The organism is Nostoc sp. (genome assembly GCF_036917465.1).
Classification (GTDB): Bacteria; Cyanobacteriota; Cyanobacteriia; order Cyanobacteriales; family Nostocaceae; genus Nostoc.
In genome coordinates, this window is the sequence record NZ_JBALDL010000055.1 from 22,493 (window position 1) to 48,810 (window position 26,318).

General features: G+C 41.8%; 22 protein-coding genes and 1 pseudogene. 12 read left to right on the plus strand and 11 right to left on the minus strand.

The window, feature by feature from the left end; genetic code table 11:
* Window positions 1-129: 129 nt before the first annotated feature.
* A complete protein-coding gene (locus V7K38_RS11395) occupies window positions 130-534 on the plus strand; it encodes a response regulator (protein WP_334857837.1) in 405 nt (134 codons plus the stop codon).
* A gap of 285 nt (window positions 535-819) precedes the next feature.
* Here V7K38_RS11395 and V7K38_RS11400 read toward each other — a convergent pair whose 3' ends face one another.
* Window positions 820-1,707 (minus strand): tetratricopeptide repeat protein, encoded by an 888-nt coding sequence (locus V7K38_RS11400; RefSeq protein WP_334857839.1) that lies wholly within the window; start codon window positions 1,705-1,707, stop codon window positions 820-822.
* A gap of 222 nt (window positions 1,708-1,929) precedes the next feature.
* Between V7K38_RS11400 and V7K38_RS11405 the strand changes: the two genes are divergently transcribed.
* The 6 genes from V7K38_RS11405 to V7K38_RS11430 all read left to right on the plus strand — a co-directional run bounded on the left by V7K38_RS11405 (window position 1,930) and on the right by V7K38_RS11430 (window position 8,667).
* On the plus strand, window positions 1,930-2,568 hold the full coding sequence (locus V7K38_RS11405) for a TetR/AcrR family transcriptional regulator (RefSeq protein ID WP_334857841.1): 639 nt from the start codon (window positions 1,930-1,932) through the stop codon (window positions 2,566-2,568).
* Window positions 2,569-2,842: 274 nt separating this feature from the next.
* Window positions 2,843-3,403 carry a hypothetical protein gene (locus V7K38_RS11410; RefSeq protein ID WP_334857843.1) on the plus strand — a complete coding sequence of 187 codons (561 nt, stop codon included), beginning with the start codon at window positions 2,843-2,845 and terminating at the stop codon, window positions 3,401-3,403.
* 102 nt (window positions 3,404-3,505) lie between these two features.
* Window positions 3,506-5,125, plus strand: coding sequence for an efflux RND transporter periplasmic adaptor subunit (locus tag V7K38_RS11415; RefSeq protein ID WP_334857846.1), 1,620 nt, complete (start codon window positions 3,506-3,508; stop codon window positions 5,123-5,125).
* Between the two features lie 22 nt (window positions 5,126-5,147).
* Window positions 5,148-6,428 carry an ABC transporter permease gene (locus V7K38_RS11420; protein ID WP_442940763.1) on the plus strand — a complete coding sequence of 427 codons (1,281 nt, stop codon included), beginning with the start codon at window positions 5,148-5,150 and terminating at the stop codon, window positions 6,426-6,428.
* 37 nt (window positions 6,429-6,465) lie between these two features.
* The gene (locus tag V7K38_RS11425) at window positions 6,466-7,137 is read left to right on the plus strand and encodes an ABC transporter ATP-binding protein (RefSeq protein ID WP_334857848.1); all 672 of its coding nucleotides are present in this window, start codon (window positions 6,466-6,468) and stop codon (window positions 7,135-7,137) included.
* Window positions 7,138-7,254: 117 nt separating this feature from the next.
* Complete coding sequence (locus tag V7K38_RS11430; protein ID WP_334857850.1) at window positions 7,255-8,667, plus strand: TolC family protein; 1,413 nt, start codon at window positions 7,255-7,257, stop codon at window positions 8,665-8,667.
* Window positions 8,668-8,818: 151 nt separating this feature from the next.
* Here V7K38_RS11430 and V7K38_RS11435 read toward each other — a convergent pair whose 3' ends face one another.
* Together V7K38_RS11435 and V7K38_RS11440 are read right to left on the minus strand one after the other, a co-directional pair.
* Window positions 8,819-11,080, minus strand: coding sequence for a cation:proton antiporter domain-containing protein (locus V7K38_RS11435; protein WP_334857852.1), 2,262 nt, complete (start codon window positions 11,078-11,080; stop codon window positions 8,819-8,821).
* 274 nt (window positions 11,081-11,354) lie between these two features.
* A complete protein-coding gene (locus tag V7K38_RS11440) occupies window positions 11,355-12,173 on the minus strand; it encodes a class I SAM-dependent methyltransferase (RefSeq protein WP_334857853.1) in 819 nt (272 codons plus the stop codon).
* Window positions 12,174-12,218: 45 nt separating this feature from the next.
* Here V7K38_RS11440 and V7K38_RS11445 point away from each other — a divergent pair, with 45 nt between their 5' ends.
* Window positions 12,219-12,941 (plus strand): class I SAM-dependent methyltransferase, encoded by a 723-nt coding sequence (locus V7K38_RS11445; RefSeq protein WP_442940764.1) that lies wholly within the window; start codon window positions 12,219-12,221, stop codon window positions 12,939-12,941.
* Between the two features lie 76 nt (window positions 12,942-13,017).
* A complete protein-coding gene (locus tag V7K38_RS11450) occupies window positions 13,018-13,707 on the plus strand; it encodes a Uma2 family endonuclease (protein ID WP_334857855.1) in 690 nt (229 codons plus the stop codon).
* 162 nt (window positions 13,708-13,869) lie between these two features.
* Here the strand turns inward: V7K38_RS11450 and V7K38_RS11455 are convergent, their stop codons facing one another.
* Both V7K38_RS11455 and V7K38_RS11460 read right to left on the minus strand, forming a co-directional pair.
* Entirely contained in the window at window positions 13,870-14,166 is a 297-nt protein-coding gene (locus V7K38_RS11455) for a hypothetical protein (RefSeq protein WP_334857857.1), read from the minus strand.
* Window positions 14,167-14,194: 28 nt separating this feature from the next.
* Window positions 14,195-14,662, minus strand: coding sequence for a VOC family protein (locus V7K38_RS11460; RefSeq protein ID WP_334857859.1), 468 nt, complete (start codon window positions 14,660-14,662; stop codon window positions 14,195-14,197).
* A 78-nt stretch (window positions 14,663-14,740) separates the two neighbouring features.
* Here V7K38_RS11460 and V7K38_RS11465 point away from each other — a divergent pair, with 78 nt between their 5' ends.
* Both V7K38_RS11465 and recA read left to right on the plus strand, forming a co-directional pair.
* Entirely contained in the window at window positions 14,741-15,214 is a 474-nt protein-coding gene (locus V7K38_RS11465) for a DUF4385 domain-containing protein (RefSeq protein ID WP_334857860.1), read from the plus strand.
* A 465-nt stretch (window positions 15,215-15,679) separates the two neighbouring features.
* Window positions 15,680-16,759 (plus strand): recombinase RecA, encoded by a 1,080-nt coding sequence (recA, locus tag V7K38_RS11470; RefSeq protein ID WP_334857861.1) that lies wholly within the window; start codon window positions 15,680-15,682, stop codon window positions 16,757-16,759.
* 90 nt (window positions 16,760-16,849) lie between these two features.
* Here recA and V7K38_RS11475 read toward each other — a convergent pair whose 3' ends face one another.
* The 6 genes from V7K38_RS11475 to V7K38_RS11500 form a co-directional block, all read right to left on the minus strand.
* Window positions 16,850-18,274: a serine/threonine protein kinase gene (locus V7K38_RS11475; protein WP_334857863.1), complete on the minus strand. Its 1,425-nt coding sequence runs from the start codon at window positions 18,272-18,274 to the stop codon at window positions 16,850-16,852.
* 9 nt (window positions 18,275-18,283) lie between these two features.
* Entirely contained in the window at window positions 18,284-18,598 is a 315-nt protein-coding gene (locus tag V7K38_RS11480) for an ankyrin repeat domain-containing protein (protein WP_334857871.1), read from the minus strand.
* A 67-nt stretch (window positions 18,599-18,665) separates the two neighbouring features.
* Complete coding sequence (locus V7K38_RS11485; RefSeq protein WP_334857864.1) at window positions 18,666-20,045, minus strand: protein kinase domain-containing protein; 1,380 nt, start codon at window positions 20,043-20,045, stop codon at window positions 18,666-18,668.
* 82 nt (window positions 20,046-20,127) lie between these two features.
* Window positions 20,128-20,877, minus strand: a complete 750-nt coding sequence (locus tag V7K38_RS11490) for an FHA domain-containing protein (RefSeq protein ID WP_334857865.1) — start codon at window positions 20,875-20,877, stop codon at window positions 20,128-20,130.
* A 677-nt stretch (window positions 20,878-21,554) separates the two neighbouring features.
* A complete protein-coding gene (locus tag V7K38_RS11495) occupies window positions 21,555-23,159 on the minus strand; it encodes a serine/threonine-protein kinase (RefSeq protein ID WP_334857866.1) in 1,605 nt (534 codons plus the stop codon).
* A gap of 509 nt (window positions 23,160-23,668) precedes the next feature.
* Entirely contained in the window at window positions 23,669-24,499 is an 831-nt protein-coding gene (locus tag V7K38_RS11500) for a phytoene/squalene synthase family protein (RefSeq protein ID WP_334857867.1), read from the minus strand.
* A gap of 840 nt (window positions 24,500-25,339) precedes the next feature.
* Here V7K38_RS11500 and V7K38_RS11505 point away from each other — a divergent pair.
* Window positions 25,340-26,242 (plus strand): annotated as a pseudogene (locus V7K38_RS11505) (hybrid sensor histidine kinase/response regulator); the annotation flags it as partial.
* Window positions 26,243-26,318 lie beyond the last annotated feature (76 nt).

The following is a 26,318-nucleotide window of genomic DNA, read 5'->3' on the forward strand; positions in this document are numbered from 1 at the left end:
AATGATAATTTGCTGCCCACTTAATTTGAATCCACTTCATAGCCAGGATACTTGCCATGACTGCATTTGCTCATTTTTAATTTTGAATTGCGTAATCTCCTCACTTCTAGCTCTATTACTAAAATTCTCATGAAAACTGTTTTAATTGTCGAAGACGATCTAATTAATGCTCGCGTTTTTTCCAAGATTTTGTCCAAGCGCGGCGGCTTGGGAGTGAAACATACAGAAAATGTCGAAGAAGTAATAAAAATTGCCCAATCAGGAGAAGCCGATCTGATTTTGATGGATGTTTCTCTATCTAGAAGTGTTTACCAAGGTAAATCTGTTGATGGAATCAAGATTACACAAATATTAAAATCCGATCCAAAAACAGCAAAGTTACCTGTTATTTTGGTGACGGCACATGCTATGGAAGGCGATCGCGAGAATTTTCTTAAGCAAAGCGGTGCTGATGGCTACATTTCTAAGCCAGTTGTTGACCATCAGCAGTTTGTTGACCAAATCATTGCACTTCTACCCACAGACGACCAGTGAGAATTGACGACTTATTTCAGGAATACTCGCCCAAAAAGGTTTTTGGGCGAGTATTTCCTGTATTTAGTTAGTATAGATGTACTACGAAAAGGTGCTGTTAAGCAAGGGGTAATCAGAAAGTTATGAGTTATGAGTTATGAGTTATGAGTTGAAATATTCAATTTAGGACTTACATAAGACTATACACAGTAGGGGCAATTGATGAATTGCCCCTACCTGAAAATAAGGGTTTTTACCATTATTTGCGTAAGTTCTGTAACTCCTAACTCCTAACTCCTCTCTTAATTATTGAGTAGGCTGTTTTTCAGGCGCTGACGATGAGTTTTCTCGTTGCTGTAGGGCTGCTTGAATACGAGGTAATTCTAAGAATTTTTTCGTATCAGACAGGAGGCGATCGCCCCAAAGATTTTCTTTGAGAAAATTCAAACTAGCATAGCGCTGATCGATACGGAGTGCAGCTTCTCCCAAGTTTAATGCTTGTTGGCTATCGCCTTGAGTGTACAGTGCCACTGCCAAAGCTAACAAAGGTTCTGCGGCTTGCTTATCAAGGCTGACAGCAGATTTCCATCGCTTAATTGCTTCGGGTGTATTACCCTGTTCATAGTTGATTAAGCCAATGTTGTTAAGCGCCGGCCAGAATTTTTTATCTTGAGAGACTGCTTTATCGTACTGTGCGATCGCATCTGGCAATCGACCCAGCAGATAGTAAGCATTACCCAAATCAAATAATCCCTCTGGATCGTTGGGTTTTAACTTCAAACCGTCTTGGTAATTGACAACAGCTGCTTGGTAATTTTTCTGCTGAAAATTAGCTGAACCCAAAGCAAACAAAATATCTCCATTTTTGGGGTTGATAGATTGCGCTTTTTTCAGACTAGCGATCGCCCCGTCATACTCTTTGGTTTGTAGTTGCAATCCACCTAAGAGTAACCAAACTTTATCATTCTTCGGAGCCAGTTGACTAGCCAGCCGCGCTCGTGGCAAAGCTAATTCTACCTGTTGAAACTGAGCTAGTTGAGCCGCCTCTTGTGCCAGACTCAACCCCTGCTTCTCTAACTTTGCCCCGTCTAGTTGCAGTGTATGGGGTATCAATGCCTGCGCGTTAGCGGCTTTTGGCATACTCCACAAACTACAGATCATTAGAAAAGAAATTAAACGAACATGTTTAGGCACATTACCGCCTTTAAGCCACTAATCAAAGAATCTTTCAGCTAGCTTAAACGATCTCCGCTCTTGACGGCAGTAAAATCTTGCAAAGAAAGGCAGGAGGCAAGAAGTATTAGCAAAAACTTTTATTGGCTGAAAAGCTTGGGTTTATACTGTCTCATTCAATAGTTCTTGACATCCGTATCACAATGGTATTATATTAATAAATAAGTAATAACTTACTTATTTATGGCTCGTATATCTAGAATTACCAATCAGCAAATCTTAGAAGCGGCTCGTCAAGTTTTCTTACAACAAGGATTTGGTGCTTCAACCTTAGAAATTGCTCAACAGGCTGGGATTTCTGAAGCTTCAATTTTCAAACGATTCTCAACGAAAGAAGAATTATTTTTTGCAGCGATGGGAATTCCAGAAAAACCCCTGTGGGTGAACGAGTTGGAATCTCTTTGTGGGGAAGGCGATCTTAAAGAAAACCTCATAAATATCTGCCTCAAGATTATGGAATTCTATACCGAGGTGCTGCCTCAGATTATGATGCTGCGATCGCGAGGCAATGCGCTTCCAGAACCTGGAGATAAAGAACCAAGACCCATAGGAGATGTCAAAGCACTGACCGCTTTTTTAGAGGATGAAATAAACCAAAATCGGCTTCGCCCTTGCGATCCCCAGACAGTGGCTCATATCTTACTAGGATCGCTGATGAACTATGTTTTTTTGGAGCAAATTTCGTCTCAAGTCAGTATAAAAACGGATAATTTACCAACAATAACTTACTTAAATTCTGAAGATCGTGCCACAGAAGTATCAACATTTATCCAAAATTTTGTGGATATTGTTTGGCAAGGAATTGCACCAATACAGGATTAAATTTAAAAAGATTGGATATTGGATATTGGGTATTAATTATTTTCTCCGATCTGCACATAAAAAACTGATGACTTTGGTCATACATAAGTCTGGAATTACTTATGACTTTGGTCATACATTGGTTTAAAATTTTTGATCGATAATTATTATGTATGAATTTATACGATGAGGGAAAGATTGCACACCTTAATACCAAAACAAAAGCAACTGTCCAAAATTGCTGAATCTGAACCTAAGCAAAATAGAACTTTAATCTAAATAAGGATTTAATTCGATGTTGAAACCAAACCGTATATCAATAGCCTTAGCTACTGCTGCCCTGATAATTGTTCCTACTCTCTTGAATGCCCCTGCAAGCGCCCAGACAAAAGTCTACTCTGTTGCTCAGAACAATCAAGATTGGGATCGCGATCGTGACGGTAGACGCGACTATAGACAAGATGGAAATGGAGATAGGGGGAATTTGAACCGCGATCGCAACGATAGAGGCAACTATAGAGAAGATAGAAACCCTGGAGACAGAAGTAATTGGAACCGCAACGGCAGATCCTATCCTGGAGAAGTCAGAAACTCTAGAGATCGGGATAATCGGAACCGTGACAACCAATCCTATAGCAGAGTTGTCAGACTTGGTAATGGTGACATCAGATATCCCAACGGGCAAATTATTCCTGCTAGATCCATAGCCAGACTTCGTAATCAAGGTTACTTCAGACTTCCCAACGGAGACATTCTTCTTCCTAGTCAGGAAATTGTTCCTGCTGGGAGATTAGTTAGAGTGCGTGATGATTATTTCAGACTTCCTAGTGGACTGGTACTGCAAATAAACCTTTAAAACACTCGTAACTCAAAATAATTGTCAGTATAAAGGCTACCAGGCTATAGTTTTAGCCATGAACTACCCGCTTGGTAGCCGTTCCTTATAGAAAAAGTGGATATGAAGATTGATACACCAAATACCGTAGATTCATCAGTTTCGTTTCCAGAGGTAAAGAAAAAAAAGGGCAGACGTAATTGGCTCTCTTGGTTAATTGCTCTTTGTCTTTTGGGTGGAGTTGGCTATGCAGTTTATTACCAAGTAGGGGTTGTTTCCCGACAACAAGCGGGTCGTCGGGTGCTGACAAAAACTGTAGAAAGGCAGAGCTTGACAATCACAGTTTCAGCGAACGGAACAGTGAAACCTGAGCGTTCAATCAACCTCAGCCCAAAAAACTCAGGCATTTTGAAAAGACTGCTGGCGAAAGAAGGAGATATCGTCAAACAAGGGCAGATTCTCGCTTACATGGATGATTCCAACCTGCGGGGGCAACTAGTCTCTGCTCAAGGACAATTGGCACAAGCCGAGGCGAATTTGCAAAAGGCGATCGCCGGGAATCGTCCTCAAGATATTGCTCAAGCTCAGGGATCGTTAGACGAAGCCGAAGCGAATCTACAAAAAGTACAAGTAGGTAATCGCTCTCAAGATATTGCCCAAGCACAGGCACGCTTGCAAAGCGCTCAAGCCACCCTTCGCCAAGCAGAAGATGATTTGGTTCGTAATCAACAGCTTTACAACGCAGGCGGTATATCCCTTCAGACTCTTAACCAAAAACGTGCTACTCGTGACAGCGCCCAAGCTAGTGTAAATGAAGCACAGCAAGCACTAGGGCTGCAAAAAGCCGGGTCACGTCCAGAAGACATCGAGCAAGCAAGAGCCGTAGTGAAGCAGAGACAGCAAGCTTTGGCACTTGCCAAAGCCGGAACGCGCCAAGAAGATATTGACGCAAACCGCGCCCAGGTAACATCTGCTCGTGGTTCGCTGCAAAACATCCAAGCCCAAATCAATGACACGATTATTCGCGCCCCCTTTGATGCTGTCGTGACAAAGAAGTATGCCGATCCAGGTGCTTTCGTAACACCCACAACTGCTAGTAGTGAAGTAGCTTCTTCATCATCATCTTCAATCTTGTCTCTGGCTTCAACAAATGAAGTTGTTGCAAGTTTGGCTGAAACAAATATTTCCAAAATCCGCCTTGGTCAAAAAGTCTCAATTCAAGCAGATGCCTATCCAGGGAGAACCTTTGAAGGAAAAGTTAGGCAAATTGCTGCCCAAGCAATAGTAGAGCAAAACGTCACCAGTTTTGAAGTAAGAGTATCACTTTCAGACCCCCAAAGGCTACTGCGGTCTGGGATGAATGTGGCAGCAGATTTTCAAGTCGGTCAAGTTGAAAATGCTTTAGTAGTGCCAACCGCCTCGGTGGTGCGTCAAGAAAATGCCACAGGTGTATTTGTGGCTGGAGCAGATAACAAACCTGTGTTTACTCGCATCGAGACTGGCGTTACTGCGAATAACTTTACTGAAGTTAAGTCTGGATTGACAGGAAACGAGAGAGTATTGCTCAGTTTCCCACCAGGATCGCGTCCGCAATCAACACCACGAGGAGGAGTTATCCCTGGTCTAGGCGGTGGCGGTGGCAGTGGTAGTGGTAGTGGCGGTGGTGGAAGAGGAGCCGGTGGCGGCGGAGGTAATTCAGGCGGCGGTTCTGCCGGTGGTCGTTCAGGCGGTGGTTCCCCTTAAAGTGAGTTTTAAATAAAACCTTATGTTTAAGATATTTAAGGGCTTTTACAAAGCTAAGAAAACCCGCACAGTATCGTTGCTGGAAATCTTGACAATGGCAGCAGAGACTCTGTGGAGTAATAAATTACGCACAGGTTTAACTATGTTAGGCGTGATTATTGGGATTTCTTCAGTTATTGCGATTACTTCTGTCGGTCAGGGAGTGCAAAAGGGGGTTGAGCAACAAATACAAGCATTGGGTACAGATGTGATCCAAATCTTGGCGGGTGCGGCAAGAAGCGGGAATGTCCGTCAAGGAGTAGGTTCTAGCAGCACCTTGACCTGGGAAGATGCAAAGGCGATCGCTACACAAGCACCATCAGCACAGATGGTTTCTGCTTATCTCCAACGCAGCGCCCAAGTTGTATATGCAGGGCAGAATACCTCAACAACCATTTATGGCACAGATTTGAATTACCCAGAAGTCAGAAATACTCACCCCCAGCAAGGTAGATATTTTACTCAAGAAGAACTAGATATTGCTGCACAGGTAGCTATTCTTGGCCCCACAGTTCAAAGCACGCTCTTTGGACAGGGTGCAAATCCGCTCGGCGAGAAAATTCGCATTCAGGGAGAGGCTTATGAAGTAATTGGGGTGATGGAAGCTAAAGGTTCTCAGGGGCCGATGGATCGAGATGACCAAGTTTTCATTCCTCTAACTAGTATGTCAAAGAGACTGGTTGGGAACAACGCCCTGGTAGGCGTTTCTGTGAATGGAATTTTAGTTAAAGGGGCTAATCAGGAGCAGTTAGAAGCGGCTCAGTTTCAAGTTACCAATCTCTTACGGCTGCGTCACAATATTTATCCACCGCAAGCCGATGATTTTCGACTGACTAATCAAGCTGATATTGTGAGTACCTTCACTAGTATTGTGGGTTTATTTACAGTCATGGTGGTAGCGATCGCTGGAATTTCGTTAGTGGTTGGCGGAATTGGGATTGCCAATATTATGCTAGTTTCCGTGGTTGAACGGACGCGAGAAATCGGGATTCGTAAAGCTGTAGGAGCCACCAATTCAGCAATCCTGAATCAATTTTTAGCCGAAGCGATCGTGATTTCCATTGTCGGTGGAGGTATTGGGATGGCGACTGGGGTTTTATTAGCCTTTACCGCTTCAAGCGTTTTCAAATTTCCCTTTGTAATTTCTTTATTGTCGATTATTGCTGGGTTTGGACTCTCGTTAAGCGTTGGCTTACTTGCTGGGGTCATTCCAGCACGGAACGCATCTAAATTAGATCCAATCAACGCTTTAAGAAGCGACTAGATAATTCGTAATTCGTAATTCGTAATTCGTAATTAATATGCCAACGATGATTTGGATGGAATCTATTACTAAAACTTACTATTTGGGAGAAGTTAGTGTTCCGATTCTTAAGGGAATTGAACTCTCTATTGAGGAGGGGGAATATGTCTCGATTATGGGTGCATCAGGTTCGGGAAAATCCACACTGATGAATATTTTGGGATGTCTGGATCGTCCGACAACTGGAGATTATATTTTTGAAGGGAGAAATCTAACGACTTTTGATGATGATGAATTAGCCTATATCCGCAACCAAAGGATAGGTTTTGTTTTCCAACAATTTAACCTATTGGCGCGGGCGACAGCGCTGGAAAATGTTATGTTACCAATGGTTTATGCTAACTTAACCAAACCAAAACGCCGTGAAAGGGCATTAGAAGCTCTAGAAAAAGTGGGATTACAGACACGTATATCTAACCGTCCTAGTCAACTTTCTGGAGGACAACAACAACGAGTAGCGATCGCTCGGGCTTTGGTCAACCGGCCTGCATTAGTTTTGGCAGATGAGCCAACAGGAGCTTTAGATACTGAAACTTCTCGTGAGGTGATGAATTTGCTAACAGAACTTAATGACCAAGGCATCACAATCGTGATTGTCACTCATGAACCAGATATCGCTGCTCAAACCAAAAGGATTATTCGAGTTCAGGATGGCTTGATTGTCGGCTAATTTGTTAATATCAACCCTTAGAAGGAGAATTTAAGATTTAAATCTCTGTAGGTCAATCAAAATGAAAACTTTTGATTGCAGCCTCAAAGAAACCTAATTAATGACTACAGCTAGATTATGAATTTCAGGTTATTACTCGTGCATTCTACCTGGGTTAGCGTCACGTTCGCTATTCTTTTCCCAACTTTAGCAAGTGCAGCAACTCCCCCAAAACCGCAGAATGCCTCAAGCACTGTACAGGTTCCTGATTACCTTAACCCTAATCCCAATCCTCTGCAATTTCCTACCAAACCAGAGGAAGTAAGGATTCAGGGAACTGTATCAATCACTTTGGCACAAGCTTTAGAACTAGCACGACGCAACAATCGAGACTTACAGGTAGCCATATTACAGCTAGAACGTAGTCGTTCATCGCTACGCGAGTCTCAAGCTGCCTTGTTTCCTACGCTTAGTATTAACAGTAATATAACTAATAGTGGCAATGGTTTTGCTAAGAATCCATCTCAAGCCAGCACCTCTTTTAATGGTTCAGCACAACTGAATTACAACCTGTATACCTCCGGTAATCGCCAAGCGACAATCCAAGCAGCTAAAGAACAACTACGTGTAGATGAATTGAATGTTGAAACTCAGTCTTCGACAATTAGTTTAAATGCCACGACTCAATACTACGATTTGCAACAAGCAAATGAACAAGTAAGAATTAATCAGGCTGCTGTGAAAAATGCTCAGGCTAGTTTGCGGGATACTCAAGCGAGAGAACAGGCTGGAGTAGGTACGCGGTTCGATGTGCTGCAAGCTCAGGTGAATTTAGCAAACGCTCAACAAGAACTGACTAATGCTATCTCTCAGCAGCGAATTGCCCGTCGTCAACTTGCCACCACATTAAGTTTGTCACAGTCAGTTGATATCACTGCCGCAGATCCTGTACAGTTAGCGGGGCTTTGGCCGCAGACGCTAGAAGAAAGTATTGTCAGAGCGTTTCAAAATCGTCCAGAATTGCAACAGCAATTAGCACAACGAAATATTTACGAGCAACAGCGTCGTCAGGCACTTTCACAGCTAGGGCCACAAATTAATTTGGCAAGTAGCTACAGCCTACTAGATCGCTATAACGATGGCGTTAGTGTTACTGATGGCTATTCAGTAGCACTCCAAGGAACTCTAAGTTTGTTTGATGGAGGAGCAGCAAGAGCAAAGGCGGCTCAGTCGAGAGCTAATATTGCGATCGCAGAGTCTCAATTTGGTAGTCAGCGCGACCAAATTCGCTTTAATGTAGAACAGTACTATTCTCAATTGCAATCCAATTTAAATAATGTGCAGACTTCTAGCGTGGCTTTAAATCAAGCTAAAGAAGCTCTGACTTTAGCAAGGTTGAGATTCCAAGCAGGTGTGGGCACTCAAACAGAAGTGATCTCTGCTGAAAATGACTTGACAAGAGCAGAAGGTAATCGAGTCACAGCTATTTTGGATTACAATCGCGCTTTAGCTAATTTGCAAAGATCGGTAACTTCCAGAGCTTCACGCTAGTAACGCTTTGCGTAATTCGTAATTCGTAATTACCATTGCGTAAGGGTTTTAGACATTTCATAAGGGTGGTTTATTTCCACCGTGCTGTGCTAGGGTTCAATCATGAAAGAAAAGTTTGCTTAGATCCTTAATACATCTAAGCTGAGAACAACTAGGGTACAGTAATTACCGCTACCGGGCAATGGGCTTTATTCAGAATTGCATCTACTCTATGACCGAAGAAAACGCGACCCGTAACCATGCGGATATTACTTCCGAGAATAATTAGGTCAACTTCCTGAGTTTGGGCAAACTTAAGGATTTCCTTTTCTGGGCTGCTTCCTTGAAGAATATAGGTTTTGACATTAGCACCTAGATTGCGGCCAATTTCTGCTTGCTGTTCGAGCAGATCGCGAGCAATTTCCTTCACTGGAGTGAGCGATCGCTGCTCGTAAAGAATATACTCAACCTGTGGCAAATTAATCACATTCACGATCATTACTAATGCCCCTGTCTGAGCAGCGATCGTACTTGCCATCTCTACAGCATTTTTGCTATATTCTGTCCCTACTGTTGGCACCAGAATCTTTGTCAGCTTTTGTTGACCGATTTTGCATATCTCGCCTTTGGGGTGGGGTAGGTGCGACTTTACCACCATCGTTGCACATGGCGCTTCTTGTACTACCCGGTCTACAAGCAAATTAAACAATGTTTTCTGAGGGCGTATCTGTTCAGAACTTCCCAATACGATCAAGTCATAGTTTTTGTTCGCTTCATTCAGAATTACTTCCGCTTTACTACGTCCCGACTCCGTTTTTGTTTGCAGGATGGTATCAGCAGGTAGTTGCATTTCCTCAACAACAGAAGCTAGAGCTTCCTCGGCGGCGGTATCTTTAACCTGGGTTGCCGTCCGGCGGGCTTTTTTTTGGGGCTGCTTGTCACTCAGGGCATATAGAGATGTCACTTCTATGGAGTTTTGGTGAGCCATGTAACCAACTAATTGCGCCGCAAGTTGGATGTTGGGGCCACCGCTAGTAGGTATTAAGACACGCTGAATCTGCTTGATAAAGCTGCGGCTATCCTGTTCTTCTTGTTCCAAACGTTGCGCTTCTTCGTCACTCATCACCACGTTCGACAAACACCAGCGCAAAAGGGGTGGAGCCATTAGCGAAGTGACGATCGCCACCATCACAATAATCGAGTACATCTGGGGATTCAGCACTCCCAAAGATAAACCAATGGTGGCAACGACAATTTCCATCGCCCCGCGAGCATTCATCCCCGAACCCATTGCCAAACCTTCCCAATGACTCAACCCGCCGACGCGAGAACCAATATAAGCACCTGTAAATTTGCCAACACAGGCGACAGCGAGAACAATCAAGCCAAATAGGAGCGTTTGGGGGACTAACAGAGTTCCCAAGTCAACTTTCAAGCCAGCTGAAGCAAAGAAAATTGGCGCTAGAAAGGATGCTGTAAAGACTTCTAATAGATGTCCAGCTTCATTACTAAAGCGGCGAGATTGACCTGCCAGAATCCCCAGCACGAAAGCACCTAATGCAGCTTCTAAACCTAATGCGTGGGTAAGGGCTGCTGCCGAAAGCGAAAGAATCAGCACAGCCGATATACTAGCGGAGATGCCGCCAACGTAGTCATCAACCCACCGTAAAATCTGATCTACAATGGTACGTCCAATTGTGAATGCGATCGCTAAAAACAATATAGCTGCACTCACGGAATGAAAAATTGTCCCAAAGTCAAATTTGCCACTACTAGCTAAACCTGAAACCACAGAAAGTAAAATCCAGCCGATGGTGTCGTCAGTCATCCCAGCCGCTAAGGTGACTTGACCAATGTCACGGCGAATCAAGTTTAAATCCATCAGCACCTTAGCAATCACTGGTACTGCCGAAATACTCATTGCTGTAGCGATGAACAGACTGAATACTAGTCGTTTTTCTGGGTTGGCTAAAAAACTATCTGGCAACAGCCACCCCAATCCAAATCCGGTGATAAATGGGATGATAATTCCGCCCAGTGAAATCAACAGAGCCGTTTTACCCTTACGAAGAATCAGCTTGAGATCCGTTTCCAGCCCAGTCACAATCAGCAAAAATAACACACCTAACCAAGAAATCACCGAAAGTAAATTAGACTGTTCTTGACTTTTGGGAAAGATGTGTGCATGTAAGTCTGGAAGGAGTAAACCAAATAGAGAAGGGCCAAGCACCACACCTGCCAGTAATTCCCCAACAACAGGCGGGAGATTAATCCGCCGCATCAACTCACCTAATCCCCGCGCTACCAGAAGCAATAGTGACAGTTGCACCAGCACCAACAACAGCTCATGATGACCGAGAGGTTTAATTACACCGTCACCTGCTACTTTCTGTGCAGCGAGTATAGGGACTAACATCAAGGGCAGGTTTTGCATAGTGTCCAAAGATGAGATTACAAATTTTTAAACGGCCTGTTCAAGTAAATCCTGAAAATGTTTACTTCCACATCGGCCTATGAGATTAAACTGTCATTATCATTAGACATCTAGTAAAAATGATGTAGGCACAATTCATGAATTGTCCTGTCCCTACCAAGTATTTCGGGCAAAGCCTAATTAATTTCACCAGATGGCTATGTATTGACGGCAATAACGATCGGGCGCGATCGCCTAAAGTTGTCAGTTCATGAACACTGCTTTGCTCATCAACTTATTTTCGAGCGCGAACAAAGAACTTTGTAGTATCTTCCCAAACGCCTTGCTCGGTTGCTAATTTTTCAATTTCAGCTTGGTACTCAACTTGCAACTGATTTAATTGTTCTTGTGATAGTTTTGACAACAGAGGATTGCCTTTAAAATTTATACTAATTACTGTCTCAGATAATCTGCTATCTCTAAGATGCCGATAACGTCCTGATGGCTCAATTTTAATTTCGACATCTCTAAAACCTGCCTGATTAAGCAAATTTCGACATTTTTCTGGAGTCCCCAGTGGTTCAAGGATATGTGGTAACGATCTGCCTAAAACTTTAGCAAAGATCCTCTGCTGAAGAGATGCCATAAAAGCAGTTTCAGGAGGACAGGTAAATGCTACAAACCCTCCTGTTTTCAAGAAGCCATACCACTTTTTCAAAATAGCAAGAATATCAGGAAAAAGTACAATCGCCTCACAGCAAAAGACAACATCAAAACTACTATCGCTAAAGTTGAAAAATTCTGCATCTGCCTCAATCAACTCGATATTTGGTAATTTTGCGGCTGCGATCTTAAGTTTTGCTTGATGCAACATTTCAGGGGTCATATCAATCCCAATCACATAGCCATCTGAACCAACTTTTTCAGCGGCGGGTATTGCAACTAAACCTGTCCCAGTCGCTACATCAAGGATTTTTTGTCCAGAATCTAGGGTAACGAATTCAAGTAGAATCTTCGCGTCTAGAGGATGACGAGTATCTTTTTCATGGTCATAAGTAGTTTTATTACCATAAAATTCTTTTAGTTGCTGCTTATAACTATCCAAATCAGTCATAACCAAATGTCAAATTTTCTCCACTTTATAGTAACTTTTATTGTGATGCTGAGTTGTGTACTCTTGAACCCAACTCTGACAGCACAAGCCGCATCTTCGTCTACCACAGTTTACGAACAACGGATAATTCATAGTCCAGATGGTATCGGCAAATATTACATGGGGCGCGAAATTGCCCAAGTTATGGGATACACAGGCGCTGGCTGGCTAGAACGTCCCAACCGAGAGGGAGAGGAACAGCCAAGTAAGGTAGTCAGCCTCCTCAATCTGAAACCTAATGACGTAGTGGCGGATATTGGTGCTGGTACAGGTTACTTTAGCTTTCGCATTGCACCGTTATTAACAACAGGTAAAGTGTTAGCTGTTGATGTTCAGCGAGAAATGTTGGAAATAATTGAGTTGTTCAAAAAAGAGAAAAATATCACTAATGTTGAACCTGTTCTGGCAACCCTTAGCAACCCCGACTTACCATCTGAAAGTATCGATTTGGCCTTGATGGTAGATGCTTACCATGAACTTGAGTATCCCCAAGAAGTGATGCAAGGAATTGTAAAATCCCTGAAACCAGGTGGTAAGGTGGTGCTGGTTGAATATCGGGGTGAAAATCCCTTTATTATGATTAAACATCTACACAAGATGACTCAAAAGCAAGTCCGTAAAGAGATGCAAGCTGTTGGTTTAGTTTGGCAGGAAACTAAAAATTTGTTACCTCAACAGCATTTAATGGTATTTAAGAAACCTGATTCTAGCGATATTTTGACAAGATGAGGCTTGGAAAGTACATCACAATAAAAATATGAACCAAGCCATAATAAAGTAAAACTCTTTGCCAGAGACGAAAATCATGGTCAAGCTATCACTCAAACAGCAAATTCCTTTTTTGGAGAATGGCGATCGCCTCACTCGCTACGAATTTGAACGTCGCTATCAAGCAATGCCCCGTCATCAAAAGGCAGAATTAATTGAAGGAGTTGTATACTTGGCATCCCCATTACGCTTTGAAAGTCATGCTGAACCACATGGTCATCTAATAGGTTGGTTGTGGACTTACCAAATTGCCACTCCTGGTGTGAGATTGGGAATTGAGCCAACAGTCCGTTTAGATCGAGACAATGAACCGCAACCTGATGGAGTGCTATTAATCACACCAACATCTCAAGGACAATCTCGTTTAAGCGATGATGATTACATCGAAGGTGCGCCAGAACTCGTAATAGAGATAGCAGCTAGCAGTGTTGCTATTGATTTACATGATAAGAAAAAAGTCTATGGTCGTAATGGGGTGAAAGAATATATTGTTTGGCAAATATTTGAAAACAAATTAGATTGGTTTCACCTGCAACAAGGAGAATATGTATCTTTAGAAGTAGACGCAGATGGAATTATCAAGAGTCAAGTATTTCCTGGTTTGTGGTTATCAATGTCAGATTTACTTGCTGGGAATATGCAGCAAGTATTAGCTGTGTTGCAATTGGGATTAGATTTGCCAGAACATCAAATATTTGTGCAGCAGTTGTCTGATGAAGATAGTTAGTCAGAATTCAGAAGTCAGAATAGTTAAAAAATCAGGAAAACGTTTGATAAGCCGATCGTCTTGTAATTTACACATTGTGATTTATTCAAATTATTGTAGTGCGGGCATCCTGCCCGCGTCGAGCGTGCAAATTAAATGCAGAACAGCTTAACTATTTTGACATCAGTCGATTTTTTGGGAAATGAGACTGGCGTTTTTGGTTGCACTATCCCAAACAATCCAGCTAAGAGAATTATCTAAATCATCGGGGCTATTTGAAACTTTAAAATATAGCTTTTCTTCACCCTTTCTTTCAAGAGCAAAGTCGGCATTTTGAGCGTAAACGACTATAAAACCTTTATCTCGTAAACAATACATCGCCCAAGCTTTCAATGATTGCTTGTATGGTTCGTGTGGAATTGGCGGTTTTGCGATCGCGTCTTCAATTACTTTAAATATTTGTGTGAGTTTTGCGGTCATAGTAGAGATTTTTGTTATTACTCTTAAGTTAACTAGCTTCTGGATCGCAACGAATTTCAATCATAAAGCCATCTGGATCGTAAAAATACACACCTCTACCAGTAGGACGAGTGACGGGGCCATAAGCGATCGCTATTTTATTTTCCCCGATCACTGTCACCGCGCGATCGAATAACTGCGGCTCGATGTCAAAAGCCAGATGGTAGGCTCTGGTGAATGTCTTCTCTGGATTGGGATCTGGTGGTGATAATTCTGGTTCCCCAAATAAATCGAGTATCGTACCATCTGGGGTGATGAAGTTGGCTACTTTCCCAGATGCAACAAGTTCCACTAGGGTTGCGGGTACTTCGTCGCCTGTGAGTTCGTGCAAACCCAAAATTGTGCCATAAAAGTAGCGGGAAGCTTGCATATCCTGGACGTTAAGGGCAATATGATGTACTTTACGCAGATTTCCTGGCGCAAGGACACTGTTCGCAGATTGAGTGCTAGATAGCATAGTGGAACAAAATCTCAATACTTTAGATAGAAGCTGAACTTTTGATTTAAAGTTTACTATTCCTAATAAAAATCTATCATGCCATTTGATTATTCTTTAGACTTTAAAAATATTGATTTTCGCCAACATCGTGAGTTATATCGTGTTGGCAAGGGTGAGCAGGGTGTACTTTTGGTTGAACCATACAAATCAGAAATTCTTCCCTACTGGCGCTTTAAAACTCCTGATATTGCTAGAGAATCGAGTGCAAAAATCTACGATATGTTTCTTGATTATCTAGAACAAGATGATTTTATCGGCGCGGATATGGCACGAAAATTTATCCAAATGGGTTATACTCGTTCTCGCCGTTATGCCAATCATAAAAGCGGCAGAAAATATAAACAAAATTCGGAAACTTCAGATTCTAAAAAAGAGATTCTTCCCTACGAAGAAGATCCAGTTAAAGCGGAATCAGCAGCAATATTTAAAGCTAAGTGGATACAAGCAAAGACAAATAAGAAATACCAAGAGCTTTTAGCCAAGCATAAACAGATGTATGAGAGCAACTGAACTATGTAACTAAATATACCTAGTTACTGGAAATCGGCGCTACATAAACGTATAATACCAAGAGTTTGGGCGTTTTATAGGTCAGGCTCCTTTTTCATCAAGATCCCTATCCAGTCTGAGGTTAATAACTCCTGTGCCTTTACCCTGCTAGCGATCGCTCCTAATTTAGCCACCTTTGCAAATGTTCACAAGGAAGGTTTTACTGACAGTGTTATTTAGATAGTTTTATTCTTTGAAAATCGCTTGCTTACCCAGTTAAAAGAAGCTATCTCTGAATGCGAGTTGGTATCATTGTGCAAAACTACTCTAATCTGGTAGCGATCGAGTTACGATCTTGTCACACCCCTTTTTTGATTTGAGAAGTCCTATTCCAGAATTTTCTGGTTAAAATAGTATATCTGTTCTACTCAAACTCCCAAAGCAACACTCCTTAAAACCATATATTTAGAGGCATTAGAGGCAGAAATGGCTATCAACACCGATACTTCCGGCAAGCAAAAAGCGCTGACAATGGTGCTAAATCAGATTGAGCGCAGCTTTGGTAAAGGAGCAATCATGCGCCTGGGTGATGCTACCCGGATGCGGGTGGAAACAATTTCTAGTGGAGCGCTCACCTTAGATTTAGCGTTGGGCGGTGGTTTACCCAAGGGGCGGGTAATTGAAATTTATGGGCCAGAAAGTTCTGGTAAGACTACAGTAGCCTTACATGCCCTCGCCGAAGTGCAAAGAAATGGCGGTATTGCTGCTTTTGTTGATGCTGAACACGCCCTTGATCCCACTTATGCTGCGGCATTGGGTGTAGATATTGACAATTTGCTGATTTCCCAACCAGACACTGGCGAATCAGCTTTGGAAATTGTCGATCAGCTTGTTCGCTCTGCTGCGGTTGATATTGTAGTCATTGACTCCGTAGCAGCACTAGTTCCCCGCGCTGAAATTGAAGGCGATATGGGTGATATTCACGTTGGTTTACAAGCGCGGTTGATGAGCCAAGCCCTGCGTAAGATTACGGGCAATATTGGTAAATCTGGTTGTACAGTAATTTTCATTAACCAGTTGCGACAAAAAATCGGTGTTACTTACGGTAGCCCAGAAACTACTACTGGCGGTAACGCATTGAAATTCTACGCTTCGGTGCGCTTGGATATTCGCCGGATTCAAACCTTGAAAAAAGGTACAGAAGAATTTGGTAATCGCGTTAAAGTCAAAGTCGCCAAAAATAAAGTAGCGCCGCCCTTCAGAATAGCGGAATTCGACATTATTTTTGGCAAAGGAATTTCTACCTTGGGTTGTATTGTAGACTTGGCAGAAGAAACTTCCATTATTGTCCGCAAGGGGGCTTGGTATAGTTACAACGGCGATAATATCTCCCAAGGACGAGACAACGCCATTAAGTATCTAGAAGAAAAACCTGAATTTGCTGAGGAAATTAAGAAACTGGTGCGTGAGAAGCTAGATAAAGGCGCTGTTGTTTCTGCTAACTCCGTAGCTAAAGTCAGTGAAGAAGATGAAGAGGAAGAAACTGATTTAGAGCCAGAAGAATAAGGAACGTAGATTTATTAATTAGATAGGCATTACTAATTTGTAATTAGGTTATGTATGGAGAGAAGAGCTAAAATGCAATCTTCTCCCATGCTATTCATCATTATGGCGCTCGGCAAAGGCGTTAATTTCATTCACTAACCATGCTTTCTCTTTGTCGCTCAAAAATAGTCCAAACTTGATTTTCGTTGAGGCGATCGCTAAAGTACAAAACGAGTTGAGATTTTTTACGAAAGAAAACTGGTGCTGTATTGGAGTCAAACTTGCCTGAAGTTTGGCGTTTCTCCCCATCGGTAGCGGTAGTAGCTGGAAAGTCAAAAATCCTAAAGAGTATGTCATCTGAATATTCAACAACGGCTGAATTTCAATCTGAGTCCGAAAAGGACTGCTAAAGAGCAAACTTTGAGCCGCATAGGGGCAAATGCCTAAAGCTAAGGGGAAAAAGCCAGAGATCAAGACAATAAGGTGAAATATTAGCTCCCATTCAGGGTTAATCTCAAGGGCAGGTTCTAGTACCTCAACAATCAAAGCATAAACAATCCAAAAGATGAAGACATATCCAAACATCGGTGATAAACCTAACCACAAACTCTGAGGGCTATTGAGGAGTGAGGGAGGAATATTAACGATCATTTTGTCAGTTGTTGTGGTTAATTGAATTTTGCTTTGTTTTGGTCGTTTATAAGTGGCTGTACGCGGCGGGAGTGGTTGCTTTCCTTGCAAGACAGCTAACGCTTCTACAGCCGAGGGGAATCGGACTGTACTGATTGGTTCAATCATTCGCTCTAACCAAGCAGTAAAGCCTTTGGGCAATTGGACAAGACTATGAAAGTCGATGGCAAGTTGATGGTGTGGTAAATCTGCGGGGGATGTGCCTGTTAGCAAAAATAACAATGTTGTCCCCAGTCCATACAAGTCGGTAGATAACACCGCCTGTCCACGAAATTGTTCGGGAGCCATATAGCCAAAAGTTCCTACTACAGTACTGCCACCAGTTACAGTGTTGTGATAGGTATCTTGAACTGCTCCAAAATCTACCAGAAAAATCTGCCCATTGTCGTGGCGGATAAGATTTTGTGGTTTAATGTCTCGATGAATTACAGGTGGAGTCAAGTGCTGCAAATACACCAAAATTTCCAGCACTTGAGTAGCAATAACCTGTACTTCCTCAACACTTGGTTTCCAGCCTTGATTAACTAGCTCAAAGAGAGATTGTCCTGCGGCTAGTTCTTGCACCAAATAGAAAGTGCGATCGCCATCTGTCTCTATTTGAAAGTAATTCAAATATTGCGGAATCCCTGGATAGTTGAGATGAGCAAGAATTTTCGCTTCTCGTTCAAATAATTCCAGCATTTTCCAATCTTTGATGCGATGCAAGGAAAGCACTTTCAGCGCCACAGGTTGATTAGTTTGCAAATCCTCAGCCGCATAAGTAATACCCATACCACCATGTCCTAAAACATGGCGAATTTGATACCGTCCTGCGATCGTATCACCCCAGTTATGTAACGGGTTCATCCTTACTTCCTATTTATTATTTTGGTTCTTGAGTTCTTGCTGCCAATCACGAAGGCGCTCAGAATCAGACTCACGATTGGCGATCGCACCTTTTTCTAACAGCATGAGAGCAATTTTGACTTCATAACGCATGGTTGCTATATCTAATGCTGTGTTGCCATTACTATCTTTAGCGTTGATATCAACACCATTCTTAATCAAAAATTCGGCAACTTCCTGTTGACTGTTGAAAATGACTTGATTACAGCACTTACCGAAGTTATCAGGTACACTAATTGATCGAATTATCGTTGATCTGGGATAAGAAAGTTCGTAGTCAGGAATGAAGTGCTGATTTTATAAGCACGTTTTGTGCTTACTACAAACTTTTCATTACTAGCTTGACAGACTACTAATAGCATCCCAAGTATGTGTACCTCATAGCAGGAGCAAGTGCTGTAAGTATCGGTTTTTCCTCGTACAAGCGTCCATTAGTGTTTTTACTAAAAAGTTTGGCGTTGGGACTTGCACCATATTTCAATAGCAGTTTCATGAATTCTAGGTCATTGTCAAGTGCTGCTTTATATAGAATTGGCTCGCCTGACTCTACAACGTTCGGATCGGCTCCATACTGAAGCAGTAGTTCTGCATTTGCAAGAGAAGAGACACAAAATAATAAAGGCCATTGACTACCCGCACCCCAAGGAAACCTTCGGTAGTACTTAATGCGAAGATTCGGGTTGCCGCCTTGCTGAAGATATTTTTGGATAACACCGATATTCTCACAAATACCGCGCGGTGCTAGACCAAAAGTACTAAATACTTTCCACTTGAAAGAATTACTTAGGCAAACTGCTGCAAATGTCCCGATAATTAAGGCGTTCACAGCATTACGAGGCAATATCTTGCTGCTTATCTGCACAGCTTTTGCTGGTTGTCTTAAGGCTAACAAAGCTGCTTCGGCTGAGGGAAAGCGATCCTTAACATCAGGTTCTAAAAGTTTCTCTAACCAATCGGCAAAAGCATCAGAAATTTGAATGCGATCGCCTACGGTGGGGCGCAGTTCACTGCGAAAATCCACAGATAAACCATTCTGGGGTAATTCTGCTGGCGATCGGTGAGTCAATAAGAATAATAATGTTGCTCCCAAGCCGTACAAATCTGTTGCTGGTACCGCTTGCCCAAGAAACTGTTCGGGAGCCATATAACCATAAGTACCAACAATTGTACTACCCCGCATGAATGTGCTGTAGTAAGTATCTCGCACTGCACCGAAGTCTACTAAATACAATGAACCGTCTTCATGGCGAATGATATTTTGCGGTTTAATATCACGATGAACGATCGGCGGATCTAACCGTTGGAGATAAACCAGAATCGCCAATATCTGTCGAGCAATTCGCTTAAGAGTTGTTTCATCGCCACGCCATCCTTGTTCTACCCATGCAGCCAAGGATTGCCCTTTTGCTAATTCCTGCACAATATAAAATCGGCGATCGCTTTGTGTATCGATATGAAAATAGTTGAGATAACGCGGTATTCCTCGACGATCGAGCTTTTCTAGTACCTTCGCCTCGCGTTCAAATAACGCCAACACTTTCCAGTCTTGTGTTTGCTCCAGAGATATAACTTTTATTGCTACGATCAAACTAGGCTGCGTCATATCTTCGGCAGCATAGGTGATACCGCTATTTCCTTCACCCAAAATGTTAATAATGCGATAGCGATCGCTGTGAGGCTGCTTTGTAGGATCAACGATCGCATCACCTGGTTGATGCAATAACCCAGCCATGATGCTTCCTATTTACTTAATTCTGATTACAGTATTCCCAAAATCAAGCAGGTAAAGCACTCTTAATTTTTGCAGATATTCTTTAATTTCCGATTTTTTCGCTGGGATTGTAGGGTTTTTGTCTACTAAAAAAACGGTCTAAAATTTCCGATTTTTGTTCTGAACTAAAGTTATCATACCAATCTTCAAATTTATCAACTAGTCCAGAATTTCTCAAAATCTTTAAATTGTCATTTTGTTTTTCAATTAGAGGTTTTTGTCTGTCACGAAGACAAGTAAGTATTTCTGCCTGAGTATCACTCTTGCGATGCACCAGATGCATTAATAACTCCATTGCTACACTTGGCAACATACGGTGAGTAGAAGTCATAAAAAAATCAAAATTCATGTTGCCTACACGGATGCGATCGCCATCTTTGAGCTTGATCAACCCAAAAGCGCGATCGCCATTCACAAAGGAGCCATTGGTACTGTTGAAGTCTATAAAGTAAAACCCTTGATCGTTAATATATTGAATAGCCGCATGGCGACGAGACATATAATTGTCAGCAATGCAAATACCACTGTTGCGATTACGCCCTATTGTCCATATCCTCTGTGGCTGTCGTAAACTTTGAGTCTGATTGTCACACAAGTTAGTCATCAAATAAACGGTATTAGTATCCACTACACCATGTACGTAACATAACTTCATCTTCTTAAACAACGGTTGAGATAGATTTTCTTGTTGAAGAATTTCATCTAGAAGGCTGCTGTGATGCTCATACAACTTGAGGAATACCTGATATAAACTTAATCTCCGTTCTATTTCCGTTTGTGCAAAGTCAGTCATGATACCTAAACCTTGTATTACCTGATTTCGGTTGTAAATATTCTGCTTCAGCCTACAATCAGGGATAATTAACTAATTTTTCACTTTTCGCTGTAATCTTAAAATTTGCGTGGCTTTAGAGCTTTATATTTTACAGCTTTTAAGTGCCAGATCCCCTATTGTTTATAGCAATAAAAAGCATGGAAATATCTATGAAAAATTATTATGATGCTTTATTGTTTATTGTAAATAATCATTTATTATTTTTAACAGATCCTTATTATAAAGATTTAATTAAAAATTGCCAACTAGCTGTGTATTTTTTCTAGCTCGTCGGTTATTTCTTAACATTTTCTAGAGCGGTCGCTATTGCTAGGCTCAACTATAACAATCCTGAATTATTTGCGCTCAACAAAATCCCCGATAACTTTTACCAAGTCGGGGATGTATGGATTGCAATTCTCACAAACCAAATAGAATTGCTAGATCCTAATTACTTGGTCAATTCTGAATAAATTTGAGTTTTATCAATAAAAACCAGGTTTGATTTATCAAACTAATAAAAAATCCAAGCTTTGTAAGCTTGATAAAATAATATAGTTAAACTTAAGATTTTATTCTCACTAACTTTGTTCAAAAGTAGGAAAGTAGTCTAAGAGCCAGAGCAAGGGACTGGCTCCAAAACCGCAACTTTCAATTTACAATAAACCTCGTTTACCATTGGGGCGAATGGTCATCCAGTTTGTTTTTGCTAATGCTAGCTGCTCATCAGAAATTTTGGCACTGGTAAGATTAGCACCACACAAATTAGCTCCTCGAAGGTTAGCATTGCTGAGATAAGCATTATTGAGGTCTGCACCTCGCAAGTCTGCCCCTTCTAAATCAGCATGGTTAAAGTATGCTTTGCTCAAATTAGCATCCTTGAGATTTGCTTTAGTAAGACTGGCTCTACCAAAGTCACTATTGTGAAGATTAGCTCCCTGAAGATTAGTTTTTTGCAATTGAGTGGAATGGAAATTTGTTTCTGATAAGTCAGCACCTTGTAGGTTCAGCAAATTTAAATTGTGGAGAGCAAAATCCCGTCTTCCCTTCTGATAGGCGGTTAACAAACTTTGGGTATCTAACTTACGCTCAACTTTAGAATTTTGACCTTGCGAACTATTACTGTTGCTGTTAGCAAAAGTCGTTGATTTGGCTATCCCAGAACCCTGGTGCGATCCAGCCGCTTCTGCTGTCTTAGCTCGTCTGGCACGAATTGCTGCCGCTACCTGTGCGACTCCTGAACTGGTAGCAGCGACAGAAGAATTGTTACATAAAACAGCAGAATTTTCTAAATGGTTGTGTGTTCGCTCTTTAGAGCCAGTATCTGATTTAATTAATAAACCCTTTGCTAAACTTTCTAAGTATGGTTCTATTTGCAAGGCTCTGAGGACTTCTGCCGCCGACTGATAGCGACTACGTACAGACACGTCTAACATTTTTCGCAATACATTGCTCAAGTGATCGCTCACTTGCACAAGTTGCTCCCACATCATCTCGCCAGTGTTGGGATTGTAATCTAAGTCTTTGGGAGTTTTGGTAGTAAGTAAATAAATACATGTGACCCCCAGTGCATAAATATCACTGGCGTAGACTGGACGCATAGCCATTTGTTCTGGAGGGGCAAAACCAGGAGTACCAATAGCATAAGCGGTTAATGCTGTCTGTCCTGATGGACTTGTCGTACTTTGGCTGATTTGGTCTTTGACGGCACCAAAGTCGATGAGTACCATTCTGGAATCTTGAGTACGGCGAATTAAGTTAGCTGGTTTGATATCACGGTGAATCACCTTTTGCTCATGGATGTATTGGAGTAGTGGCAAAACTTCGCTCAAAAATTGCTTGACTCCAGTTTCACTTAAGATGCCGTTAAGTTTGACCTCCTCCTGCAAAGTATCACCACTGATGTACTCTTGAATTAAGTAAAATTGCTCATGATCTTCAAAATAGTCTAATAATCTTGGTACTTGGGGATGATTGCCAATCTTACCTAGAGTTTTAGCTTCTCGTTCGAAGAGTTCTCTGGCCATCTGTAAAACGTGTGGGGCGCTTCCTGATGGGCGTAATTGTTTGATTACGCAACTTGGTTCTCCTGGTAAGCCTTGATCGTTAGCTAAGAAGGTTGCTCCAAAGCCACCTTGACCTAATGGTTTGATCACCTGATAGCGATCGCGCAACAGTAGTTGCGAGCCACAAGACTGACACCTTTGGCTATATACCAAATTTTCTGGATTGGGACAGATAGGATTTAAGCAGTAGCTCATGCACTGTCAACTCGCTGCACGAATAATCACGGGGAGCATTACACTCTTTCTCAATTATTTAGATATTAATCAACTGTTACCAGGTAATTTTTGCTGGAAATCCTTTAAAGAGTTCCTAAAGGTTACTTAGTCTTACGTAAATTGCTTGCCTAAACAAGATTATTTCTTCTACTGGCACTAATAACTAATTCCAAAATTCTAAATTTGTGTTATTAAGCAGTGACTAATGTCAGTTGCTGTACTTGGGGGGATGCACCAATTGCTTCATTTGGGGAGATTCCAGACGCTAGTGAGTTCGCTAACGCTTTTAGCATCTCCCCTGGTGAAAAGACCGCCTTGGCTCCCCATCGCCCTTGGTGTCTCCCCTCCCCTTGTCTACGAGACGCTACACGAAGGAAGAAGACCGCACTAACTACCTTACAGAAAATCGCTGTAGGATTTTGGATACCCTAATTTGGAAGCAATTTAGAATCGTCTCCTGTTAGTTTCCATTAATCCTTAAGAGACTTTTAGCTGGCTTTCATGTTCACACTAATCAACTGTTCGATAAGTGCAAAAACATCACTACGGCTGAGTTTTTCTTTACCATTAGCAAGAGCGTCAAGAGTACCATTAGCCAAGGTTAAGGGAATTTGGCAAAAATCTAAAGCTGGACCGGTAGGAAGATTTTTGGTATAAGCTTCAGCCAAGGCTAGATTACGCCGTGCATACTCTTGCATATCTGCCGCACTCCAACCTTCTGGGAAGAAGTCTACCCCACGCCCCAAATCTTCAGTATGATTACGCAGAATATTAACCGCTTGTAAACTTCGACCAAACCCAATAGCCTGAGTACGGTTCGTTGGTGTTCCATCGTACCAAGTCCATAAGTCAGAAAGTAATAATCCCACTGCACCTGCAACCCCAAAGGTATAACGATCCAAATCAGATTCTGTGTAAATCTTCCAATTGGTTTCTGCCCAATAAGCCATGCGGTCTGCCATTGCAGCAGTAGCATCCCAAATTCGAGGTGCAATGGTTTCTGGTGCTAGCAGTGACCATTCCCTAATTCTTATGGTGACTTCTTCTAAGGTATTCTCATAGCCACTAAATCCGGCAAAGAAAGCATCGACTGCGAAGCCATCAACACCTGCCTGTAATGTCAGACTAATTGTTCTCAACAGCTTTGCTTTAGTAGCATTATCTAGCCCAGGATGATCCTCAATTTCATCAATGGCACGCATACACAAATATGCTGATGCTACTGCTTCTTGCAATCCCGGCGGTAAAAGATTAATTGGAATATAAAAAGTTCGACTAGTCTCTTTGAGGATTTGCAATGCATCTCTACGTAAATCCATGTTTTCACTCCCCGCTTGATTTTTGCACCACATGAAGTTTGCAGTTTTTTGATGATACTGGATATAGTTTTGACTAAACTTTAAAAACTATAGACTATAAGATACGCTGCTATTTCATCTAAAAATTAATAGTTTTTGGTGTTGCGATTAACAAAACTCTCAAATTTATCAAATTTTAACCTACTATATAGGCTTTTGGTTGCAAAAATTTGAAAGGAGTTGTTTAAGATAGCTTTCATGATTTTCTAGTGCAGATACCAATACTTATGCTAATATTTGGTCGATTAACGCGAAATTTTTCCATGAGCAAACATCTGTTTTAGGGATTTGAAAGTGTTTTAAGTCTGCGTTAATCTGATTAACAAAGTGTAATCATTGTATATATCAAGACAATACAGGGAAGGCTGGTAACGGATAAAGTAACTATACGTACCTTTAAATCTAAACGATGGCTTGTCGAAGAGTTAGAGGAAGTTAAATTGGACATCGAGGGCTGTCATACCTGAGTTAGGCATCGCCTAAGCTTGCTCGGTTATCGTTGGAGCCTCCTTGCTATTCAAGGTGACATAAAGTGACCATAATCCAGAACAAGAAGTTCCCATATATTTATTTACGAGATTGATAATACAAAAGTAGTCTGTTAGCCCACCCGACAAAATATTTGTGAATATTTGACCAAATACTTCGCAGCGTGTAAGCCCTTAAATTTATTACCAAATCAAGGGTTTAAGACCCCTACGTCTACACGTAGTATCAGTTGAGTTGGGGTTTAAATCCCCGACTCCAACTGTCTTTAATTTTGAAGTAATGAGTAATAAGTAACTGGCAAAAGTCGGAAGTGCGATCGCAATGGAACAGTCTAGTTTAATTGCTTCTTTGGAAAAACAAACTGAGCAGATGCAAGAGGCGAACCGGATGAAAGATGAATTTCTGGGGATATTGTCTCACGAATTGCGATCGCCCCTCAATGGAATTCTGGGCTGGGCGCAACTTCTACAACGAACCAAGCTGAGTGAAAGCCAAATGGCTAGAGCTACCGAGACAATTGAGCGCAATGCCAAAGCACAAACCCAACTAATTGAAGATTTACTGGATATATCACGGATGATTAGAGGCAAGTTACACCTCAATGTCCATACTTGTAACTTTGTTCCGATGATTGAGTCGAGCCTAGAGACTGTTAGCCTAGCCGCCCAATCCAAGGAAATCGATTTAAGATTTTCCATCATTTCCTCAAAAGAAACCCCAAATTCAGATTTAGGATTAGGATTTAATATTGAAAATCTAGATTTTCCAGAAGCACAATCCCAAAGTAATCAACACTTAGTAGACAGCAAACTTGGCGAAAATTTCCAATTCTTAGTTTCCGGTGATTTCGAGCGTTTGCAGCAAATCATCTGGAATATGCTATACTTGTATCCGTGAATTTACCACCACAGTCCTCGAACAGTGCCAAGCGGAAGTCAAAGCAGTAGCATCAGTTCCAGAAACATTGCAGGTAATTGCACAGTGGAAACCAGATGTTTTAGTTACCGACATTGGTATGCCTGATGAGGATGGTTATTCTTTGATCCGCAGAGTGCGTTAGCGAAGCTCACCGCAGGCATCGCAACCACCAGAACTATGGGAAAATATTCCCGCAGCAGCGTTGACAGCTTATGCCAGAGCAGAGGATCGAATGCGAGCATACAAGAAGGTTATCAGCTACATTTACCCAAACCTATTGACTGGAGTTTAGACTAGGCTATGCAAAACGACCCAGCACTGCTGAGTTAATCAGAGACTTAGCGAAATGATGAATAATCTTTAGTATTAAACC